The sequence below is a fragment of the Streptomyces sp. NPDC003032 genome (assembly GCF_053591415.1).
Window position 1 is genome coordinate 210947 of record NZ_JBSFTT010000013.1, and the last position, 19788, is coordinate 230734.

Annotated in this window: 14 protein-coding genes and 2 pseudogenes; 4 read left to right on the forward strand and 12 right to left on the reverse strand. The window is 71.5% G+C overall.

Translation table 11 applies throughout. The features are described from left to right. Positions 1-8 precede the first annotated feature (8 nt). Positions 9-1283: an AI-2E family transporter gene (locus ACWDZ7_RS20550; protein ID WP_451798687.1), complete on the reverse strand. Its 1275-nt coding sequence runs from the start codon at positions 1281-1283 to the stop codon at positions 9-11. Between the two features lie 172 nt (positions 1284-1455). Next, complete coding sequence (locus ACWDZ7_RS20555) at positions 1456-1650, reverse strand: DUF3046 domain-containing protein (protein ID WP_451798689.1); 195 nt, start codon at positions 1648-1650, stop codon at positions 1456-1458. 79 nt (positions 1651-1729) lie between these two features. Here ACWDZ7_RS20555 and ACWDZ7_RS20560 point away from each other — a divergent pair, with 79 nt between their 5' ends. Next, complete coding sequence (locus tag ACWDZ7_RS20560; RefSeq protein WP_451798690.1) at positions 1730-2689, forward strand: hypothetical protein; 960 nt, start codon at positions 1730-1732, stop codon at positions 2687-2689. A 20-nt stretch (positions 2690-2709) separates the two neighbouring features. Here ACWDZ7_RS20560 and ACWDZ7_RS20565 read toward each other — a convergent pair whose 3' ends face one another. The 3 genes and pseudogenes from ACWDZ7_RS20565 to ACWDZ7_RS20575 all read right to left on the reverse strand — a co-directional run. Continuing rightward, positions 2710-3018: an AzlD domain-containing protein gene (locus ACWDZ7_RS20565; RefSeq protein WP_451798691.1), complete on the reverse strand. Its 309-nt coding sequence runs from the start codon at positions 3016-3018 to the stop codon at positions 2710-2712. Between the two features lie 31 nt (positions 3019-3049). Further along, the gene (locus tag ACWDZ7_RS20570; protein WP_451798693.1) at positions 3050-3880 is read right to left on the reverse strand and encodes an AzlC family ABC transporter permease; all 831 of its coding nucleotides are present in this window, start codon (positions 3878-3880) and stop codon (positions 3050-3052) included. Next, positions 3870-4743 (reverse strand): annotated as a pseudogene (locus tag ACWDZ7_RS20575) (AraC family transcriptional regulator); the annotation flags it as partial. The gene ACWDZ7_RS20570 and the pseudogene ACWDZ7_RS20575, both read right to left, overlap by 11 nt. Positions 4744-4822: 79 nt before the next feature. Here ACWDZ7_RS20575 and ACWDZ7_RS20580 point away from each other — a divergent pair. From ACWDZ7_RS20580 to ACWDZ7_RS20590, 3 genes are all read left to right on the forward strand, one after another. After that, positions 4823-9499, forward strand: a complete 4677-nt coding sequence (locus tag ACWDZ7_RS20580; RefSeq protein WP_451798695.1) for an ATP-dependent helicase — start codon at positions 4823-4825, stop codon at positions 9497-9499. 78 nt (positions 9500-9577) lie between these two features. Next, positions 9578-10378, forward strand: coding sequence for an Fpg/Nei family DNA glycosylase (locus ACWDZ7_RS20585; protein WP_451798697.1), 801 nt, complete (start codon positions 9578-9580; stop codon positions 10376-10378). Between the two features lie 119 nt (positions 10379-10497). Further along, on the forward strand, positions 10498-11349 hold the full coding sequence (locus ACWDZ7_RS20590; protein WP_451798699.1) for an SDR family NAD(P)-dependent oxidoreductase: 852 nt from the start codon (positions 10498-10500) through the stop codon (positions 11347-11349). Positions 11350-11728: 379 nt separating this feature from the next. Here ACWDZ7_RS20590 and ACWDZ7_RS20595 read toward each other — a convergent pair whose 3' ends face one another. The 7 genes and pseudogenes from ACWDZ7_RS20595 to ACWDZ7_RS20625 all read right to left on the reverse strand — a co-directional run bounded on the left by ACWDZ7_RS20595 (position 11729) and on the right by ACWDZ7_RS20625 (position 19747). Continuing rightward, positions 11729-12199: a Dps family protein gene (locus ACWDZ7_RS20595; RefSeq protein ID WP_451798717.1), complete on the reverse strand. Its 471-nt coding sequence runs from the start codon at positions 12197-12199 to the stop codon at positions 11729-11731. 285 nt (positions 12200-12484) lie between these two features. After that, the gene (locus ACWDZ7_RS20600) at positions 12485-12868 is read right to left on the reverse strand and encodes a helix-turn-helix domain-containing protein (protein ID WP_451518383.1); all 384 of its coding nucleotides are present in this window, start codon (positions 12866-12868) and stop codon (positions 12485-12487) included. 109 nt (positions 12869-12977) lie between these two features. After that, positions 12978-13526: a CinA family protein gene (locus ACWDZ7_RS20605; RefSeq protein WP_451798719.1), complete on the reverse strand. Its 549-nt coding sequence runs from the start codon at positions 13524-13526 to the stop codon at positions 12978-12980. A 26-nt stretch (positions 13527-13552) separates the two neighbouring features. After that, on the reverse strand, positions 13553-14254 hold the full coding sequence (gene pgsA, locus ACWDZ7_RS20610) for a CDP-diacylglycerol--glycerol-3-phosphate 3-phosphatidyltransferase (protein ID WP_451798700.1): 702 nt from the start codon (positions 14252-14254) through the stop codon (positions 13553-13555). Then, positions 14251-15723, reverse strand: a complete 1473-nt coding sequence (gene rimO, locus ACWDZ7_RS20615) for a 30S ribosomal protein S12 methylthiotransferase RimO (RefSeq protein ID WP_451798701.1) — start codon at positions 15721-15723, stop codon at positions 14251-14253. Before rimO ends, pgsA begins: the two co-directional genes overlap by 4 nt. 137 nt (positions 15724-15860) lie before the next feature. Next, a complete protein-coding gene (locus ACWDZ7_RS20620) occupies positions 15861-16763 on the reverse strand; it encodes a helix-turn-helix domain-containing protein (protein ID WP_451798702.1) in 903 nt (300 codons plus the stop codon). A gap of 186 nt (positions 16764-16949) precedes the next feature. Next, positions 16950-19747: pseudogene (locus ACWDZ7_RS20625) on the reverse strand (DNA translocase FtsK). Positions 19748-19788 lie beyond the last annotated feature (41 nt).

The following is a 19788-nucleotide window of genomic DNA, read 5'->3' on the forward strand; positions in this document are numbered from 1 at the left end:
GCCGGGTCCTACGGGCGCTCGTCCGGCTTCGGTCGTGTCTCGGACTCCGCCGCCGCCCCCGGGTCGTTCGGCCCGCGCAACGCGCGCCGCACGCGCGCGAGGAGGGGTGGTCCGACCCGGCGCCGGTGCCCGTTCACCCGGGGGTCGTCCGTGACGTCGTACCTCTTCACATACGCCCCGAGGAAAGCCTGCAGGGTCGCGACGGCCGGGATGGCGATGAGCGCTCCGACCGCGCCGAGAAGTGCCGTTCCCGCGATGACCGACCCGAAGGCGACCGCGGGGTGGATGTCCACGCTCTTGGCGGTGAGCTTGGGCTGCAGCACGTAGTTCTCGAACTGCTGATAGATCACTACGAAGATCAGCACCCAGAGCGCGTACCAGGGATCGACCGTGAAGGCGATCAGCATCGGCAGGGCGCCCGCCAGATACGTGCCGATGGTGGGGATGAACTGGGAGACCAGGCCCACCCACACGGCGAGCACGGGCGCGTAGGGGACGTCGAGCGCCTGGAGCAGGACGTAGTGGGCGACCCCGGAGATGAGTGCCATCAGCCCGCGCGAGTACAGATAGCCGCCGGTCTTGTCGACCGCGATCTCCCAGGCGCGCAGCACCTCGGCCTGCTTGGCGGGCGGCAGCACCGAGCACAGCGCGCGACGCAGCCGCGGCCCGTCAGCCGCGAAGTAGAACGAGAACAGCAGGATCGTCAGAAGCTGGAAGAGACCGCCGAGGACCTGCGCGGAGACATCCAGGACGCCGCTGGCGCTGTTCTGCACGTACTTCCGCAGCCAGTCGGAGTGGACCAGGCTGTCCTGCACCTCGACGCGGGAGAGTTCCGTGTGGAACGTCTGGTTGATCCAGCTGATGACCTTGTCGAGGTAGTCGGGGAAGTCCTCCACCATGTCCACGATCTGGCCCGCGAGCATCGACCCCATCAGCGTGACGAAGCCCGCGCTCGCGATCACGACGCCCATGAAGACGATGAACGTGGCGAAGCCCCTGCGCAGCCCGCGCGCGGCCATCCAGCTCACCGCCGGCTCGACCGCGAGCGCAAGGAAGAACGCGATCAGGACATTGATCAGCAGCCCGGTCAGCTGATGGAAGGCCCAACTGCCGAGCTGAAAGCAGGCGATGAGCGCGAGGGCGAGCACCATGGCACGCGGCAGCCAGCGCGGCATGCGGGCGCCGTGCCCTGCCTCGGCCCCGGCGGGGGGCTGCGCGGGCGGCGTCGTGCCGAGTGGAGCGATGTCCTGGGTGACCTGCGCGGTCTCGTCTGTGGGTGCCACGGGGCCAGTCTCGCCCACGCCGCCGGCAATCGGTCGCCGCCCCCGCATGTTGGGACGGGCTGCCCACAATCCTGTGGCGGCCTACGCGCGCGTGGCGGCGCCCTCCGACGACAACAAGCCGCCCGTGGAGCGACCCGTAGAGGCCACGAGCGGCCCATAGGGTGGTCCGTAGTCAGCGCTTTTCGGGCGGTACGTCCATGGCCGTGCAGACCGCGCGCCAGACGTCCTTGGCCTCCCAGCCCGCCTCCAGCGCTTCGTGGACCGTACGGCCTCCCAGCTCCGTCATCACGTGATCACGCGCGAAGGAGTCGGCGTAGCCCGCTCCGAAGTGAGCCGCCATTCGCTGCCAGAAGACCGTCAACCGCATGCCTCCAGTATCGCGCCCCTGAGAGTGCAGCCGGGCGCAGGGGGCTTGTCGAGAACGCTTTCCGTCCTACGGTCGGAACATGGCCGAAACCGGAGCATCCCCCGACCCAGTGCCCTCCCCCGACGCGGCGTCCTCCCCGGTCGCCCGCGCCGAGCACTTCGTCTGGCTCACCGCGCGCGTCCTGGAGCAGCGGCGGTTCGCGTACCACTTCCTCGACGGCGGCGACCGGGCCGCGGACGCCGTGGAGACCGCCCTTGCCGCGTACGCCACCGCGGACGGCGGGTACGGCTACGCACTCGAACCCGATCTGCGCGGCCCTGTGGCCCAGCCGCTGCACATCGGGCACGCGCTGCGGATCCTGGACTCGATCCGGCGCTGCGGCGGGCAGCGGGTGGAGCGCGTGTGCCGCTATCTGACGTCCGTGTCGACGCCTGAGGGCGCCCTCCCGGCGATCCATCCCAGCCAGCGCGGCTACCCTTCGGCACCGTTCGTGCCGATCCTCGACAACCCGCCCAGTGAGCTGCTGGCCACCGGGCCCGTGGTCGGGCTGCTGCACCGCAACGGGGTGTGGCACGCCTGGCTCTTCCGGGCCACGGATTTCTGCTGGGCGGCCGTCGAATCGCTCGGCAAGTCGCATCCGTACGAGGTCCAGGCGGCCGTCGCCTTCCTCGACGGCGCGCCCGACCGCTCCCGCGCGCAGGCCGCCGCCGACCGCCTCGGACGCCTCGTGCGGGAGCAGCGTCTGGCGGCGCTGGACCCGGACGACCTGGACGCGTATCCGGTGTCCCCGGGATACGCGCCGGGTGAGCACCACTTCGCGCACGACTTCGCGAAGACTCCCGAGTCGCTCGCGCGCGCGTGGTTCACCGATGCCGAGATGGAGCGCTCGCTGGACCTCCTGGCGCGGGAACAGCAGGAGGACGGCGGCTGGCCTGTCCGGTGGCGCCAGTGGGCACCGGGTACGGCCCTTGAGTCGCGCCCGATCGTGACCATCGAGGCGCTGCGCACGCTACGGGCTTACCGGCGGCCCATCGCCTGACGGGCCCGGCAGGCGCCGGTTCAGCCCGTCAGCGCCCGCAGCCCGGCCGTGGTGAACACGGCCACCGCGATGACGACCAGGAACGGCGCACGCAGGAGCAGCGCCAAGGCGGCCGCGGCGAGCCCTGCCGCCTTGGCGTCCAGAAAGAGCACCCGCCCGTCGGCGAAGGTCTGCTGGGCCGTGAGAGCCGCCAGCAGGGCCACGGGAAGCAGGGCTGCCATCTGCTTGACGAGCGGCCGCTCCAGCGCGTCGGCGGGCACCAGGAGGCCGACGAGTTTGACGAGGTAACAGCCGACGACAGTCACTCCGATCGCGATCCAGATGCTCACTGGTCGTCCCTTCCGATCGCGATCCAGATGTTCACTGGTCATCCCTTTGCGGCTCGTCAGAAGTCTCTCGGTCCTCCTCACGCCTGGGCCCCGCCCGGCGTTTTCGGCCCTCTGCACAGAGGACGATCGGCACCGCGAGCGCGGACACCAGGACGGGTGCTCCCGTCGGCAGCAAGGGCAGCAGTCCGAGCCCGAGGAGGCCCGCGACGGCGGCGACGGAGCGGTCCCTCGCCGTGCGCAGCATGGGCGTGAGCAGCGCCAGGAAGACAGCTGGCCCGGCCGCGTCCACCCCCCACACGTCGGTGTCGCCGATCGCCTCGGCTCCCAGTGCGCCCAGCAGCGTGGTGAGGTTCCACAGCAGGTAGAGGCTGAGTCCGGTGACCGTGAAGCCGATGCGGGCGGCCCGCCGCGTGGGCTGGGCGAGGGAGACGGCCGCGGTCTCGTCGATGACCCAGTGCGCGGCGAACGGCCGCACCGCGCGCGGGAGGTCGAGCACCTGCGACAGACGCAGCCCGTAGAAGGCATTGCGCACTCCGAGGAAGAAAGCCCCCGCGGCGGCGGTGAAGGGATGGCCGCCCCCCGCGAGCGCACCGACAAGCGCGAACTGCGAGGCCCCGGTGAACACCAGCAGGCTGAGCGCGCAGGCCTGGAGCACGGTGAGGCCGCTGCCCGCCGAGGTCACCCCGAAGGCGAAGCCCGAGAGTCCGACGGCGACTCCGACGCCGAGCGCGTCCCGGACGACGGCCGCGTCGCGCCTCTTCGAAGCGCGTCCGTCCTGTGCGTGCCTGCCCCCTGATTCGCCGGTGCCGTCGCCGGCGTCGGTTCCGTCGTCCGCGCCCGTGTGCGTCGCCTGTTCTGCCACGCCCCGGACGCTATGAGCGCTGCCGCCGCCGGGTCTTGTACGTTCTTGCGCTCGCGCTGATACGCCCCCGGAGGCACTCCCACGATCCGGGTGAAGTGCCGGTTGAGGTGCGGCTGGTCGGTGAAGCCCACGGCGGCGGCCGCGTCGGCGGGGGTCGTTCCCGCGTCGAGGAGGCGCAGCGCCCGGCGTACGCGCGCGTCGGTGAGCCAGGCGTGCGGCGGCATGCCGTACAGGTCGCGGAAGGCGCGCAGCAGGGCGAAAGGGCCGACTCCGAGGTCGGTGGCGAGCCGTTCCAGGCTCGGCGGATCGGCGAGGCGATCCTGAAGGACGGCACGCGCGCGTGCCGCGGTTCTGGCACCGGCCGTGCGCACGGCGCGGTGCGGCAGCCGCCCGCCGTTCAGCCGCAGCAGCCGGGTCACCACCACCCGCAGGAGGGTGTCGGCGGCGAGCGCGTTGCCCTCTTCCGCGGCGCGCAGCAGTAGGTGGACGAGGGCGACGGCGTGCGGATCGTCGAGCACGGGACGGATGAACCCGGGCGTGCCACGAATGGCCGTAGTCTCCGCGGCGATGCCGGCGATCACCTCCGGTGCCGGGTAGACGGCACCGTACCGCCACCCCTCGGGCGCACCGGCCCGGCCGGTGTGCGAGGTGTCCGGGTTGACCAGGGCAACGGTCCCGGGGCCCGCGTGCCGGTCGGCGCCGCTGTGGTGGAAGATTTCGACGCCCTCGGCTATCGCCGCGATCACGAAGTGCTCGTGAGTGTGCCTCAAGAACGTCTTGCGGACATAGCGGGCCCGCAGCAGGTCGACGCCGGGCAGCTCGCCGTACCGCCAGTGCCGAGCCTGCTCCGCCGAAGCTGCCATGCCTCCATTCTGCGACCTGCGCGCAATGCCGTTTCCGCAGGTCGACGCCGTTGTCAGTGGCGGGGTGCACGATGGGGTCATGGTCAGCTCCACGTCCGGTGCCCACAGCGCCCTCGACGAGTTCTCCCCCGCGACCCGCGACTGGTTCACGGGGGCCTTTTCCGCGCCCACCTCCGCCCAGGCCGGTGCGTGGCGGGCGATCGCCGAGGGTGCCGACGTGCTGGTCGTCGCGCCCACGGGCTCCGGCAAGACACTGGCCGCGTTCTTGGCCGCGCTCGACCAGCTGGCCTCGACGCCGCCGCCCGCGGACCCGAAGAAGCGCTGCCGGGTGCTGTACGTCTCGCCGCTGAAGGCCCTCGCGGTCGACGTGGAGCGCAATCTGCGCAGTCCCTTGACCGGCATCCGCCAGGAAGCCGTGCGCCTCGGCCTGCCCGAGCCGGAGGTGCGCGTCGGCATCCGTTCGGGCGACACCCCGCCCGCCGAGCGCCGCGCCCTCTCCACCCGCCCGCCGGACATCCTGATCACCACCCCCGAGTCGCTCTTCCTGATGCTCACCTCGGCCACCCGGGACGCGCTCACCGGCATCGAGACGGTGATCCTCGACGAGGTGCACGCCGTCGCGGGCACCAAGCGCGGCGCCCATCTCGCGCTGTCCCTGGAGCGGCTCGACGAGCTGCTGCCGAAGCCCGCGCGCCGCATCGGCCTGTCGGCGACGGTGCGGCCGGTGGACGAGGTGGCGCGCTATCTCTCCCCCAAGCGCAAGGTGGAGATCGTCCAGCCGCCGTCCGACAAGGTGTTCGACCTTTCGGTGGTCGTCCCCGTCGAGGACCTCGGTGAGTTGGGCGGCTCCCCGGTCGCCGACTCCGGAGACGGCACGGGCGCGGCAGCCGAGCGCCCGTCGATCTGGCCGCACGTCGAGGAGCGCATCACCGACCTCGTCCAGGCGCACCGCTCGACGATCGTCTTCGCCAACTCCCGCCGCCTGGCCGAGCGCCTGTGCAACCGCCTCAACGAGATCGCGTACGAGCGAGCGACCGGTGAGGCCCTCCCCGAGGACCACTCGCCCGCGGAGATGATGGCCGAGTCCGGCGCTGCCAAGGGCGCTCCGCCGGTCCTGGCCCGCGCCCACCACGGCTCGGTCTCCAAGGAGCAGCGCGCGCTGGTCGAGGAGGATCTGAAGGCGGGCCGGCTGCCGGCCGTGGTCGCCACGTCCAGTCTGGAGCTGGGCATCGACATGGGCGCGGTCGACCTGGTCGTGCAGGTCGAGTCGCCGCCGTCCGTCGCCTCCGGTCTGCAGCGCGTGGGCCGCGCGGGCCACCAGGTGGGCGCGGTCTCCACCGGAGTCGTCTTCCCCAAGTACCGAGGCGACCTGGTCCAGGCGGCCGTCGTCACGGAGCGGATGCGGACCGGCGCAATCGAGTCGCTGCGCGTCCCGGCCAACCCTCTGGACGTGCTGGCCCAGCAGCTGGTGGCGATGGTCGCGCTCGACACCTGGCAGGTCGACGACCTCCTCACGGTGGTCCGCAGGGCCGCCTCCTTCGCCTCGCTCCCGGAGTCCGCGTTCACGGCCGTCCTGGACATGCTCGCGGGCCGATATCCCTCCGACGCCTTCGCGGAGCTGCGCCCCCGCGTGGTCTGGGACCGCGTGGCGGGCACGGTCACCGGGCGGCCGGGCGCACAGCGCCTCGCGGTCACCTCCGGAGGCACGATCCCCGACCGCGGCCTCTTCGGGGTCTTCCTCGCCGGCGCCGACCCGAAGAAGGGCGGCGGCCGCGTCGGAGAGCTCGACGAGGAGATGGTGTACGAGTCCCGGATCGGCGACGTCTTCACGCTCGGCACGAGCTCCTGGCGCATCGAGGACATCACCCGTGACCGTGTCCTCGTCTCCCCCGCTCCCGGTGTCCCCGGCCGCCTGCCCTTCTGGAAGGGCGACCAGCTGGGGCGCCCGCTGGAACTGGGCCGTGCGCTCGGCGCGTTCCTCAGGGAAGTCGGCGCGCTCTCGCGGGAGGACGCGCGCGTGCGGTTGCTCGCCGCGGGGCTCGACTCCTGGGCCGCCGACAATGTCCTGACGTACCTCGCGGAGCAGCGCGAGGCCTGCGGTCACATCCCGGACGACCGTACGATCGTGGTGGAGCGGTTCCGTGACGAGCTGGGCGACTGGCGGGTCGTCGTGCACTCGCCCTTCGGAGCGCAGGTGCACGCGCCGTGGGCCCTCGCCCTGGGCGCCCGCCTGACCGAGCGGTATGGCATGGACGCGCAGGTCATGCACGCCGACGACGGCATCGTGCTGCGCTTGCCCGACGCCGACCTGATGGGCCTGGACCTGCTCGACCAGGACCCCGCAGAGCCCGCCATGGAGTACGACGCCGACAAGGCCCCCATCGGGGCCGGCGATGTCGCCTTCGACAAGGGCGAGGTCAACCAGATCGTCACCGACCAGGTGGGCGGCTCGGCCCTGTTCGCCTCCCGCTTCCGCGAATGCGCAGCCCGCGCCCTGCTGCTGCCGCGCCGCAGTCCCGGCAAGCGCACCCCCCTGTGGCAGCAGCGCCAGCGCGCCGCGCAACTGCTCGAAGTGGCGAGCGAGTACGGCTCGTTCCCGATCGTCCTTGAGGCCGTCAGGGAGTGCCTCCAGGACGTCTTCGACGTACCGGGCCTCACGGAACTGATGGGCGACATCGAGTCCCGCAGCGTCCGCCTCGTCGAGGTCACCACTCCGGAGCCCTCTCCCTTCGCCCGCTCGCTCCTGTTCGGGTACGTGGCCCAGTTCCTGTACGAGGGTGACTCCCCGCTGGCCGAGCGGCGCGCGGCGGCCCTCTCCCTGGACTCCCATCTGCTCGCGGAGCTCCTCGGCCAGGCGGAGCTGCGCGAACTGCTCGACGCGGACGTCCTGACCGAGCTGGAGCAGGAGCTCCAGTGGCGCACGGAGGATCGCCGGATCAAGGACTCCGAAGGCGTCGCCGATCTGCTGCGCCTCCTTGGACCCCTCACTGAGGCCGAGTTGGCCGAGCGTGGTGCGGAGCCCGAGTGGGCCGCTGAGCTGGCGTCCGCCCGCCGCGCCATCCGGGTCCGGATCGCCGGGGCCGAGCGCTGGGCGGCGATCGAGGACGCCGGACGCCTGAGGGACGCCCTCGGCACGGCCCTGCCCGTGGGCGTCCCCGAGGCGTTCACCGAGCCGGTCAAGGACCCCCTCGGCGACCTCCTGGCCCGCTTCGCGCGCACGCACGGCCCGTTCACGTCCGCCACCGCCGCCGCCCGCTTCGGCCTCGGAGCGGCGGTCACGGAGGGCGCGCTGCAACGCCTCGCGGGGAACGGCCGCGTCGTACAGGGCGAGTTCCACCCGGCGGGCATCGGCCAGGAGTGGTGCGACGCCGCGGTCCTTCGCCGCCTGCGCCGCCGATCCCTGGCGGCCCTGCGGCACGAGCTGGAGCCGGTGCCACCGTCCGCACTCGCCCAGTTCCTGCCCCAGTGGCAGCACCTGGACGGCCATGGCCTGCGAGGCATCGACGGCTTGGCGCGCGCCGTCGAGCAGTTGCAGGGGGCGACCGTCCCGGCATCCGCGCTCGAAAAGCTCGTCCTGCCGTCGCGGGTCTCCGGCTACACCCCCGCCATGCTCGACGAGCTGACCGCGGCCGGCGAGGTGGTCTGGGCCGGCGCCGGATCCCTGCCGGGAAAGGATGGCTGGGTCTCCCTCTACCTGTCCGACACGGCGCCCCTGCTCCTGCCGCCCCCGCATCCCCTGGAACTCACCGCCCTGCACCAGTCCGTCCTGGACACCCTCTCCGGGGGGTACGGCCTCTTCTTCCGCCAGATCGCCGACCAGGTCCGCGCCACCACCCACCCCGAAGCCTCCGACCCCCAACTGGCCGACGCCGTCTGGGAACTGGCCTGGTCGGGACGGCTCACGAACGACACGCTCAGCCCGATGCGCTCGCTCCTCGGCTCGGGCCGCACCGCGGGCGCCACGGCTCACCGTGCCAAGCGGGGCATCCCGCGCGGGCGATACGGCACGCTGACCGCCGCCGCCCGTACCGCCTCCCGCAGCGGCCCCCCGACGGTCGCGGGCCGCTGGTCGCTGCTTCCGCCGCGCGAGTCCGACCTGACGGTGCGCGCGCACGCCCTGGCCCGCTCCCTCCTGGATCGGCATGGCGTGGTCACCCGTGGTGCGGTGGCGGCCGAAGGTGTCGAGGGCGGCTTCTCGGCGACGTACCGTGTCCTGTCCGCCTTCGAGGACAGCGGCCAGGCCCGGCGGGGCTACGTCGTGGAAGGGCTCGGCGCGGCCCAGTTCGCGATGGACGGCGCGGTGGACCGCCTGCGCGCCACGGCGAACTCCCGGGAGCGTACGGGCGCTTCGCGCCCCTCCGACGCACAGGCCGCCGTCGTCCTCGCCGCCGCCGACCCCGCCAACGCGTACGGCGCCGCGTTGCCCTGGCCCGAGCCTCCGACCGGCGCGAGCCACAAGCCCGGCCGCAAGGCGGGCTCCCTCGTCGTCCTGGTCGACGGCGAACTGACGCTGTACATGGAGCGCGGCGGCAAGACACTCCTCGCCTGGCCCGGGGTTCCCGAGGAACCGGTCACCGAAGATCCCCGCCTGCACGCGGCCGCCGGGGCCCTGGCCGCAGCCGCCCGAGCGGGCTCCCTCGGCACGGTCACCGTGGAGCGCGTCAACGGCGCCGCCGCCCTGACCTCCCCCTTCGCCCCCCTCCTGGAAGGAGCCGGCTTCCACGCCACCCCACGGGGCCTGCGACTGCGCGCGTAACGGTGCCACCCCTGGGCGCAGGGCAACGTGCCCGCACGCGTGCCCCCGCCCCACCTCCCTCCATGCCACCCTGGACCCATGCCCGAAGGAGACACCGTCCATCAGGCGGCCCGGCGGCTGCACAGCGCTCTCGCCGGGCATGCCCTCACGCGTTCCGACCTCCGCGTGCCCAAACTCGCGACGGTCGACCTCACCGGGCGCACCGTCCTGGACGTGACCCCGCGCGGCAAGCACCTCCTCACCCGCATCGAGGGCGGCCTCACCCTGCACTCCCACCTCCGCATGGACGGCGCTTGGCGGGTGTACGCCCCCGGCGAACCCTGGCGCGGCGGCCCGGCACACCAGATCCGGGCGATCCTGGGCACCGCCGAGCGCACCGCCGTCGGGTACCGCCTGCCCGTCCTCGAACTGCTCCGCACCGCCGACGAGAGCAAGGCCGTGGGCCACTTGGGCCCCGACCTCCTCGGCCCCGACTGGGACCCCGAGCGCGCGCTGGGCAACCTCCAGGCGACACCCGACCGCCCCCTCGGCGAAGCCCTGCTGGACCAGCGCAACCTCGCGGGCATCGGCAACATCTACAAGAGCGAGCTCTGCTTCCTGCTGGGCGTCACCCCCTGGCTCACGGTGGGCGCACTCCCCGAGGAGACGGCGGCCCGCCTCCCCGCGTTCGCCAAGAAGCTCCTGGAAGCCAACCGCGACCGGCCTTCGCGCACGACCACCGGCCGCCCCCGCACCGGCCAGCGCCTGTACGTGTACGGCCGCGCGCCCCGCCCCTGCCTGCGCTGCGGAACCTCGATCCGCGTGGCGGAGCAGGGAGACGGCTCACGCAGCCGCCCCACCTACTGGTGCCCCACCTGCCAGCAGGGCCCGACCCCCTGACCTGACACGGCTGCCCCTGCGCCCGCGCCACAGCGGGCCCCCACCCCCGCACCCGCACCCGCACCCGCACCCGCACCAACCAGTTGACGCCCCGTCAGGTCCAGCCGTACCGTCCCGTCATGCCCGTCAAGGCGTACGACCTCACCGGACGCACCGCATTCGTCACCGGCGCCGCCAGCGGCATCGGCCGCGCATCGGCCCTGCTCCTGGCCGAGGCGGGAGCCACCGTCCACTGCGCCGACCGCGACACCCAGGGCCTCCACGAGACCGCGACGCTCATCAAGGCGGCCGGCGGCGAAGCCCACACCCACCGACTCGACGTCGCCGACAGGGAACAGGTCGAGCAGGCCGTCGCAGCCGCCACAACCACCGCACCCCACGGCCGACTCGACATCATGGCCGCCATCGCCGGAGTCATGCACAGCAGCCCGGTCCTGGAGACCCGCGACGAAGACCTCGACCGGGTCCTGACCATCAACTTCAAGGGCGTCCTCTACGCCTGCCAAGCGGCGGCCCGCGCCATGATCGACGCCCGCAAGGGCGGCAGCATCATCACCATGGCCTCAGGAGCGGTGGACACCGGCGGCCCGGGCCTCCTCTGCTACGGCGCGGCGAAGGCCGCCGTCGTGCAGCTCACCAAGACCCTGGCCACGGAAGTCGGCCCGCACGGCATCCGGGTCAACGCCGTGGCGCCGGGCTGGGTCCGCACGCCCATGACGGCCCGCCACGACACACAAGAAACGCCCACCCGCTCCCAAGCCCAAACCCCAGCCGAAACCCCAAGCCGAACCCCGGCCCCGGCCCCGGCCCCGGCCCACACCGAAGAGATCATGGCGCGCGTGTCACCCCTGCGCCGCGTCGGCGAGCCGGACGACATCGCACACGCAGTGCTGCACCTGGCATCCGACGCCTCGTCCTTCACGACGGGCCAGATCCTCCGCCCCAACGGCGGAGTCGCCATGCCCTGGTAGCCCGCCCTCGCCCCCGTCCCTCAAACTCACCCCCTGGAAGCTCACCCCCTGGCCGCCGGGCCTTCGCCGCCCCGACAGCCCGCGACTTCGGCACGCAGTGCACAGGCAGCAGGCTCAGCCCCCACCCGCCGGCGGCGACCGCCCCTTCCAGGGCGCCCGCGTCGGGCGCGAAGGCCAGGCGCAGCACACCCCACCACCACACCGCGCCGATCCCGACGGCAGGCGCCCACCGCACCACCCGCCACGTCACGGCTGTCACGTTCACGGTTGTCACGGCTGTCACCTCCCGCCGACGCGAGATCGACGCTAAACGCCGGGTTCACCCGCCGGGAGGGCTCACCGCCGGCATCGGAAGCACTACGGGGGCGCTACGGGCGCGTCAGCCGTTCTCGGCCTGGAACATCCAGTGATGCTTTTCGAGGTCAGCCGTGATCCCGATGAAGATGTCCTGGCTGACCGGGTCCGCCTCACCGGTCGTGTCGATCCGCTCACGGAAGCGCGTGATCACGGCACCGAGCGCGTCCACGAGTACCCCGATCGCGTCCGAGTCCTTGACCCAGCCCTCAGGGACCTTGCCGATGCCGCTGCTCTGCGCCACGGTCGCCGCACGCCCGTCGGGCGAGACACCGAGCGTGGAGGCGCGCTCCGCCACCGTGTCGGAGTGCTGCCTCGCGGTGTCGACGACCTCGTCGAGCTGCAGATGTACGGAACGGAAACGCGGCCCGACCACGTTCCAGTGAACCTGCTTGGCCACCAGCGACAGGTCGACCAGGTCCACCAGCGCGCCCTGCAGCGCCTCCGAGACCGTCTTCTGGGCCGCGTCGGACAGGGGGCTCTTGGCGACGTACATCTGTTTCCTCCACCTCATCGACGAACGAGAGAAACCCTCATCAACCATGGCATAAATAGCCCAATACGGCTGATTAAGCTGGCTTAAGGGCTCTTCTATCCCCTCTGAGTGCTCCCACACAGGACGTTTGTCACGGAACGTTTGTCACGGAACGTTCGTCACGGAACGTTCGTCACGGGACGTTCGTCACAAGGCATCCGTACTTTCAGGAAAACGCAAAAGGTCCCGACCGAGTACCCGGTCGGGACCTTCACACGCATAGGCGCTCTCAGCCAAGAAAGGCCGTCACGCCGCGACGACGTCCACCGCCTCGGCGGGCGCCTTGATCGTCACCCGTTCCGGTGGCACACCGGCCACGGAGACGGAGACAGAATTGAGCATCGGGCGAACCGGCGCACGCACCGGTTCCGTGACTGCTGCCGCAGACTCGGCCAGCTCGGCGAGCGACAGTTCGTCACTCACTTCCCGCATCAGCTCGGACATCCGTACGTCAAGCGCGTCGCAGATCGCGGAAAGCAGCTCGGAGGATGCCTCCTTCTGCCCCCGCTCCACCTCGGAGAGATAGCCGAGCGAGACTCGGGCGGACGAGGAGACTTCGCGCAGAGTACGGCCCTGGCGCTGGCGCTGCCGACGCAGCACGTCACCCAACAGGCGACGGAGCAGAATCATCGGTGGCTCCCTCCTCGGACCGCGTAGCCGCATCCTTCACGCCCCACCGTACCGCCTCGTGCGGCGGCCGTGCGGGGAGCGATGTCGTGTTCACTCAGGGCTGCAAACATCAATTCCCCCCGTTCTGTTCCGTATCCTGTGCCCGCCCGTTCCCGGCAGGTTCGCCTGCCAGCTGCTCCAGCAGCAGCGTGAGCACGCTCCGTACGCTCTCCATACGGATTTCCGAGCGGTCGCCGTTCAACCGCAGAGCGGCCACTTTCCCCTCGGCTCCGCCACGGGCGTAACCGCGCACGCTGTCCGTACCGGGCCCCGCGACCGCCACGAAGACAGTCCCGACGGGCTTGCCGTCCTGGGCCTCGGGCCCCGCGACACCGGTGGTCGCGATCCCCCAGTCGGTGCCCAGCGCCTTCCGCACGCCGACCGCCATCTGCCGTGCCACCTCGGCGTCCACGGCTCCGCGCTCGTCCAACAGGGTGCCGTCGACCCCGAGCACGTCCCGCTTCAGATCAGTGGCGTACGCCGTCACGGACCCCCGGAAGACCGTCGAGGCCCCGGGCACCGCCGTGATCTCGGAGGCCACCAGACCCCCCGTGAGCGACTCGGCGACAGCGAGCGTCTCGTCGCGCGCGGCCAGGAGCCGAAGCAGCCTCGCCGACACCGCGGCCGCCGACAGTCCGGGGGATGTCACTTCGCGGCCTCCCGGGCGGACTCCGACGCCGCCGTACGCTCCTCGGCCATGCCCTGCTTGCGCAGTACAACGGCCTGCTTCACATAGTCCAGTCCGGTCACCACCGTCAGTACGACGGCGACCGCCATCATCCAGAACCGCAGTGTCGCGAGCGGTCCCGTCAGGGCGAGAACGTACATGCCGACCGCCGTGCCCTGCGCGAGCGTCTTCATCTTGCCGCCGCGACTGGCCGGAATGACGCCATAGCGGATCACCCAGAACCGCAGCAGCGTGATGCCGAGCTCGCGCCCGAGAATCACTCCGGTCACCCACCAGGGCAGGTCCCCGAGCCAGGACAGACAGATCAGCGCGGCACCCATGATCGCCTTGTCGGCGATGGGGTCGGCGATCTTCCCGAAGTCCGTGACCAGGTTGTATGTGCGTGCCAGGTGCCCGTCGAAGAGGTCGGTGATCATGGCGACGGCGAAGGCGGCCCAGGCGAACGACCGCCAGGCCGGGTCGTAACCGCCGTTGCCGAGCAGGAGCATCACAAAGCCTGGTACGAGCAGCAGCCGGACCATGGTGAGCAGGTTGGCGACGTTCCACAGGCTGGCCTGATTGACGGCCGCAGCACCCAGCTTCCCGCCACGCACCGGCTTGGCGCCCGGGGCGCCTTGCGTGCCGGAACCGCCTGACGCGGATGCCGGGACTCCGGTCATCTGCCGGCCTCCTCGAGACACTCAGCCACCAAGTCCACGCCCTCCGTGCCGACGACCTTTGCCACGACCATACGGCCGACCTGCAGGCCGTCCCCACCGATGGTGCCCGTCAAACGGATCTGGCCGTCGGTCTCCGGGGCCTGGTGCGCGGCGCGGCCGAGCGGGCCCTCTTCCTCGTCCAGGGACTCGACGAGGACCTCGACGGTCTCCCCGAGCCGCTCGTCCGCGCGCTGCGAGGTGAGTTCCTCGGCGAGCCGCGCGATGTGCGCGAGCCGCTCGTCGACGACGTCCTGGTGCAGCTTCTCGTCGTATGTCGCCGCCTCGGTGCCCTCCTCGTCGGAGTACCCGAAGACGCCGATGGCATCCAGCCGCGCGCCGGTCAGGAAGCGCTCCAGCTCGGCGAGGTCGCCCTCGCTCTCGCCGGGGAAGCCGACGATGAAGTTCGACCGGACACCGGCCTGCGGCGCCTTGGCCCGGATGGTGTCCAGCAGCTCCAGGAAGCGGTCGGTGTCGCCGAAGCGCCGCATCGCGCGCAGCACGCCGGGCGCGGAGTGCTGGAAGGACAGGTCGAAGTAAGGGGCGACCTTCTCCGTCGACGTGAGTACGTCGATGAGTCCGGGCCGCATCTCGGCGGGCTGCAGGTAGCTGACTCGCACCCGCTGGATTCCGTCGACGGCGGCCAGCTCGGGAAGGAGCGTCTCCAGGAGGCGGATGTCGCCGAGGTCCTTGCCGTAGGAGGTGTTGTTCTCGGAGACGAGCATGACCTCCTTGACGCCCTGCTCGGCGAGCCAGCGGGTCTCGCCGAGGACGTCGGAGGGCCGGCGCGAGATGAAGGAGCCGCGGAAGGACGGGATGGCGCAGAACGAGCAGCGCCGGTCGCAGCCGGAGGCCAGCTTCACGGAGGCGACGGGGCTGCTGCCGAGGCGGCGGCGCAGCGGGGCGCGCGGCCCCGACGCGGGCGCGACACCCTCGGGCAGGTCCTTGGGGGGCTCTACGGGGGCATGCCCGGGCAGGGCGATCCCGGCGCCGGCGTCCTGCCGCTCCGCGGGGCTGATCGGCAGGAGCTTGCGCCGGTCACGCGGGGTGTGCGCCTCGACGCTGCCACCGCTCAGGATGGTCTGCAGCCGGTTGGAGATGTCGGAGTAGTCGTCGAACCCGAGCACGCCGTCGGCCTCGGGCAGCGCGTCGGCCAGTTCCTTGCCGTACCGCTCGGCCATGCAGCCGACCGCGACGACGGCCCGGGTCTTGCCGTGGCCCTTGAGGTCGTTGGCCTCGAGGAGGGCGTCGACGGAGTCCTTCTTGGCGGCTTCGACGAAGCCACAGGTGTTGACGACGGCGACATCCGCGTCCTCGGCGTCCTCGACGAGCTGCCAGCCATCCGCCTCCAAGCGGCCTGCCAGCTCCTCCGAGTCCACCTCGTTACGGGCGCAGCCAAGAGTGACAAGGGCGACGGTGCGGCGTTCGGGCATGGTCTCAAGACTACTTCGTCCATGGATCGGCCCCGCCCGCCAGGGTTACCCGGCCGTCGGTCCGCGGTCGTCGGCACGTCATCCCGACGTCACCGCGGTCCGGGCCGCGTCGCAGGTCAGCCACCCCGCGGGCTCTGTCAGCCGACTTCCGGGTCGCCCTTGGTGTACGTGAGGCGCTCCACTTGACCGGGCTCGAATTCGTTCTCGACCTGCTTGCCGTTCACGTACAGATTGATCGCACCCGCGTCGCCGAGGACGAGGTCGATCTTCTTCTTGTCCTGGAACGTCTTGTCCTCGCCCTGCTCCAGGACACCGTCGAAGAGCGTGCGGCCGTTGTGGTCCTTGGCCGAGATCCAGCTGCGGCCGTCCGCGGCGGCGACCTTGACCGTGACCTTGTCGCCCGGCACGCCGGCGATGGCGCTGTCCGACGGATCGGGCTTGGGGTCGGCGGGCTTGTTGGGCTTGGGCTTCTGGGCGGGCTTGCTGGTGGCGGGCTCGGAGCCCTCGGCGACCGCGTTCGGCCCGGCGCCGTCGTCGCCGCCGTTGAAAGCGGTGAAGCCGACGAAGCCGATCACAGCGACGATCGCGGCGACCATGGCGGCGGTCCAGTTCGGCCGGCGCCGATCGGAGCGGATGCGCTCGGCCTCGAAGAGGGGCGCCGCCGGCGTGGGCCCGGGCGGACGTCCGCCGCGCCCCTCGTCGTACCGCGCGAGCAGCGGGACCGGATCGAGCCCGGCGGCGCGCGCGAGCGTCCTGATGTGGCCACGGGCGTACACGTCGCCACCGCACCGCGAGAAGTCGTCCTGCTCGATCGCGTGCACGATGGGGATGCGCACCCGGGTGGACGTGCTGACCTCGTCGACGGTCAGACCGGCGTCGACGCGGGCCTGTCGCAGGACGTGGCCGATCGAGGGCCGGTCGTCGGCCGGGCGGTCACTTGCCGGGCTCTCGTCGGCCGGGCTCTCGTCTGCCGGGCCGGCGATTCGGTCGAGGCGGTCGTCTGAAGGTCGGTCGTCTTCAGGGGATTTGCCGATGGACACGGGGGCGCCTTTCGAGCGTGTAGCCACCTGCCGGAGGTTCAGTTTAGGGGGGTCGCGAAAGAGTGGGGCAACCGGACGGACGGTCTTTGTACGCCATCGGAATGGCCGGACATCCTGATGGTGGACATTCTCCTGTCCCTCCCTCAACTTGACGTATGCCGAAGGGAAACGGTTGCCTCACGATTCTTACGGGTGAGCCTCCCCGCGGATCACGGCGAGCACGCCGTCCAGCTCATCGGGTTTCACGAGAACGTCACGTGCCTTGGAGCCCTCGCTCGGGCCCACGATGGAGCGCGACTCCATGAGATCCATCAGCCGTCCGGCCTTGGCGAAGCCGACGCGCAGCTTGCGCTGAAGCATCGACGTGGAGCCGAACTGGGTGGAAACGACCAGCTCAGCGGCCTGGCACAGCAGATCGAGGTCGTCGCCGATGTCCTCGTCGATCTCCTTCTTCTGCTTGGTGCCGACGGTCACGTCGTCGCGGAAGACGGGCGCCATCTGGTCCTTGCAGTGCTGGACCACCGCGTGGATCTCGTCCTCGGTGACGAAGGCGCCCTGCATTCGGGTGGGCTTGTTCGCCCCCATCGGCAGGAAGAGACCATCACCCTTTCCGATGAGTTTCTCTGCACCCGGTTGGTCGAGAATGACGCGGCTGTCCGCGAGCGAGGAGGTCGCGAAGGCGAGCCGCGAAGGGACGTTCGCCTTGATCAGACCGGTCACGACGTCCACGGAGGGCCGCTGGGTGGCGAGCACCAGGTGGATACCGGCCGCGCGCGCGAGCTGCGTGATGCGCACGATCGAGTCCTCGACGTCGCGCGGCGCGACCATCATCAGGTCGGCGAGCTCGTCGACGATCACCAGCAGATACGGATAGGCCTGCAGCTCCCGCTCGCTGCCCTCGGGCGTCTTGAGCTTGCCCTCGCGGACGGCCCGGTTGAAGTCGTCGATGTGCCGGTAGCCGAACGCCGCCAGGTCGTCGTAGCGCAGATCCATCTCGCGCACGACCCACTGGAGCGCCTCGGCGGCCCGCTTGGGGTTGGTGATGATCGGCGTGATCAGGTGCGGGATGCCCTCGTACGCGGTGAGCTCGACGCGCTTGGGGTCGACGAGGACCATCCGTACGTCCTCGGGGGTCGCCCGCAGCATGATCGAGGTGATCAGGCAGTTGATGCAGGACGACTTGCCGGAGCCGGTGGCTCCGGCGACCAGGATGTGCGGCATCTTCGCCATGTTGGCCATGACGTAGCCGCCCTCGACGTCCTTGCCGAGCGCGACGAGCATCGGGTGGTCGTCCTCGGCGGCGTCCGCGAGGCGCAGCACGTCGCCGACGTTGACCATCTCGCGGTCGGTGTTGGGGATCTCGATGCCGACCGCGGACTTGCCGGGGATCGGCGAGATGATCCGCACGTCCGGGGAGGCGACCGCGTACGCGATGTTCTTGGCCAGCGCCGTGATCTTCTCGACCTTCACGGCGGGGCCGAGCTCGATCTCGTACCGCGTGACCGTCGGGCCGCGCGTGAAGCCGGTGACGACCGCGTCGACCTTGAACTCCGTGAACACGTTCGTCAGCGAGGCCACGACCGCGTCGTTGGCGGCGCTGCGGGTCTTGCCGGGGCCGCCGCGCTCCAGGAGGTCGAGCGAGGGCAGCGCGTACGTGATGTCGCCGGCGAGCTGGAGCTGCTCGGCGCGCGGCGGCAGATCGCGTGGGGTGTCGGGCGCGGACTTGGTGAGGTCCGGAACGACGCCCTCAGCGGCCTCCTGCGGCTTCTTCCTGAGCTTGCCGGGCACCGGCGCGTCCTGGGCGCGCGCGGGCGGCACAGGGGCCGTACGTGCCCGCTCCTCGCGCTCCCCCGAGACGCCCTGCGTCAGATCGGCGACCAGCGGCGAGGGCGGCATGCCGTGCAGGACGGCGCCGTCCAGGTCCGCGGCCGCGGCGGCCGCCACGTCGACGGCGTCCATCGGCCGGCCCATGTCCGGCTGCACGGGGGTCCTGCGCGGCCTGCGGCGCTTGGTGAGCGCCTCCTCCTCGGCGTGGTCGGGGGCGTACGCGTCGGGGGTGGCGGTGCGCCGGCGCGAGGACCGGGCGGGCAGCGCCTCGCGCCACTGCTCGTCGTAGCGCTCGTCGTCGCCGAACTCGTCGGCCTCGGGCTCCGGCTGGATCACGCCGAGCTTGGTGCCGAGCAGCCGCAGCCGCTGCGGGATGGCGTTGACGGGCGTCGCCGTGACGACGAGGAGGCCGAAGACGGTGAGCAGCACCAGCAGTGGCACCGCGAGGATCTCGCCCATGGTGTAGATCAGCGGCGTGGAGGCGCCCCAGCCGATCAGGCCGCCCGCGTCCCTTATCGCCTGCATGCCGTCGCTGCGGGCCGGTGAGCCGCACGCCACGTGGACCTGGCCGAGGACGCCGATGACCAGGGCGGACAGGCCGATGACGATGCGGCCGTTCGCCTCGGGCCTCTCCGGGTGGCGGATGAGGCGTACGGCGATGGCGCCGAGCAGCAGCGGCACGAGCAGGTCGAGGCGGCCGAAGGCGCCGGTCACCAGGGCCTCGACGAGGTCGCCGACGGGGCCCCGCAGGTTCGACCAGGTACCCGCCGCGACGATCAGGGCGGTGCCGAGCAGCAGCAGGGCGAGGCCGTCCTTGCGGTGCGCCGGGTCCAGGCCCTTCGCGCCGCGCCCTATGCCGCGGAACGTGGCGCCGACCGCGTGCGCGACGCCGAGCCAGACGGCACGCACCAGGCGGTACACGCCACCGGTGGGACTGGGCGCCGACGCGGGCGCGGGTTTCTTCACCGCGGCCTTCTTGGCCGGTGCCCTCTTTGCGGGCGCCTTCTTCGCCGCGGCCTTCTTCGCGGGCGGTTTGGCAGCGGCCTTCTTCGCCGGGGCCTTCGTCGGCGCGGCCGCCTTCTTCGCGGGCGTCTTCTTGGCTGCGGGCTGACGTGAGGCCATGGGGTGAGGTTACCGTTGTCGACCACTGCGGACACGTGTGCCCACTGCTTCACCCGTCCGTGTCGCCCTTGCGGAG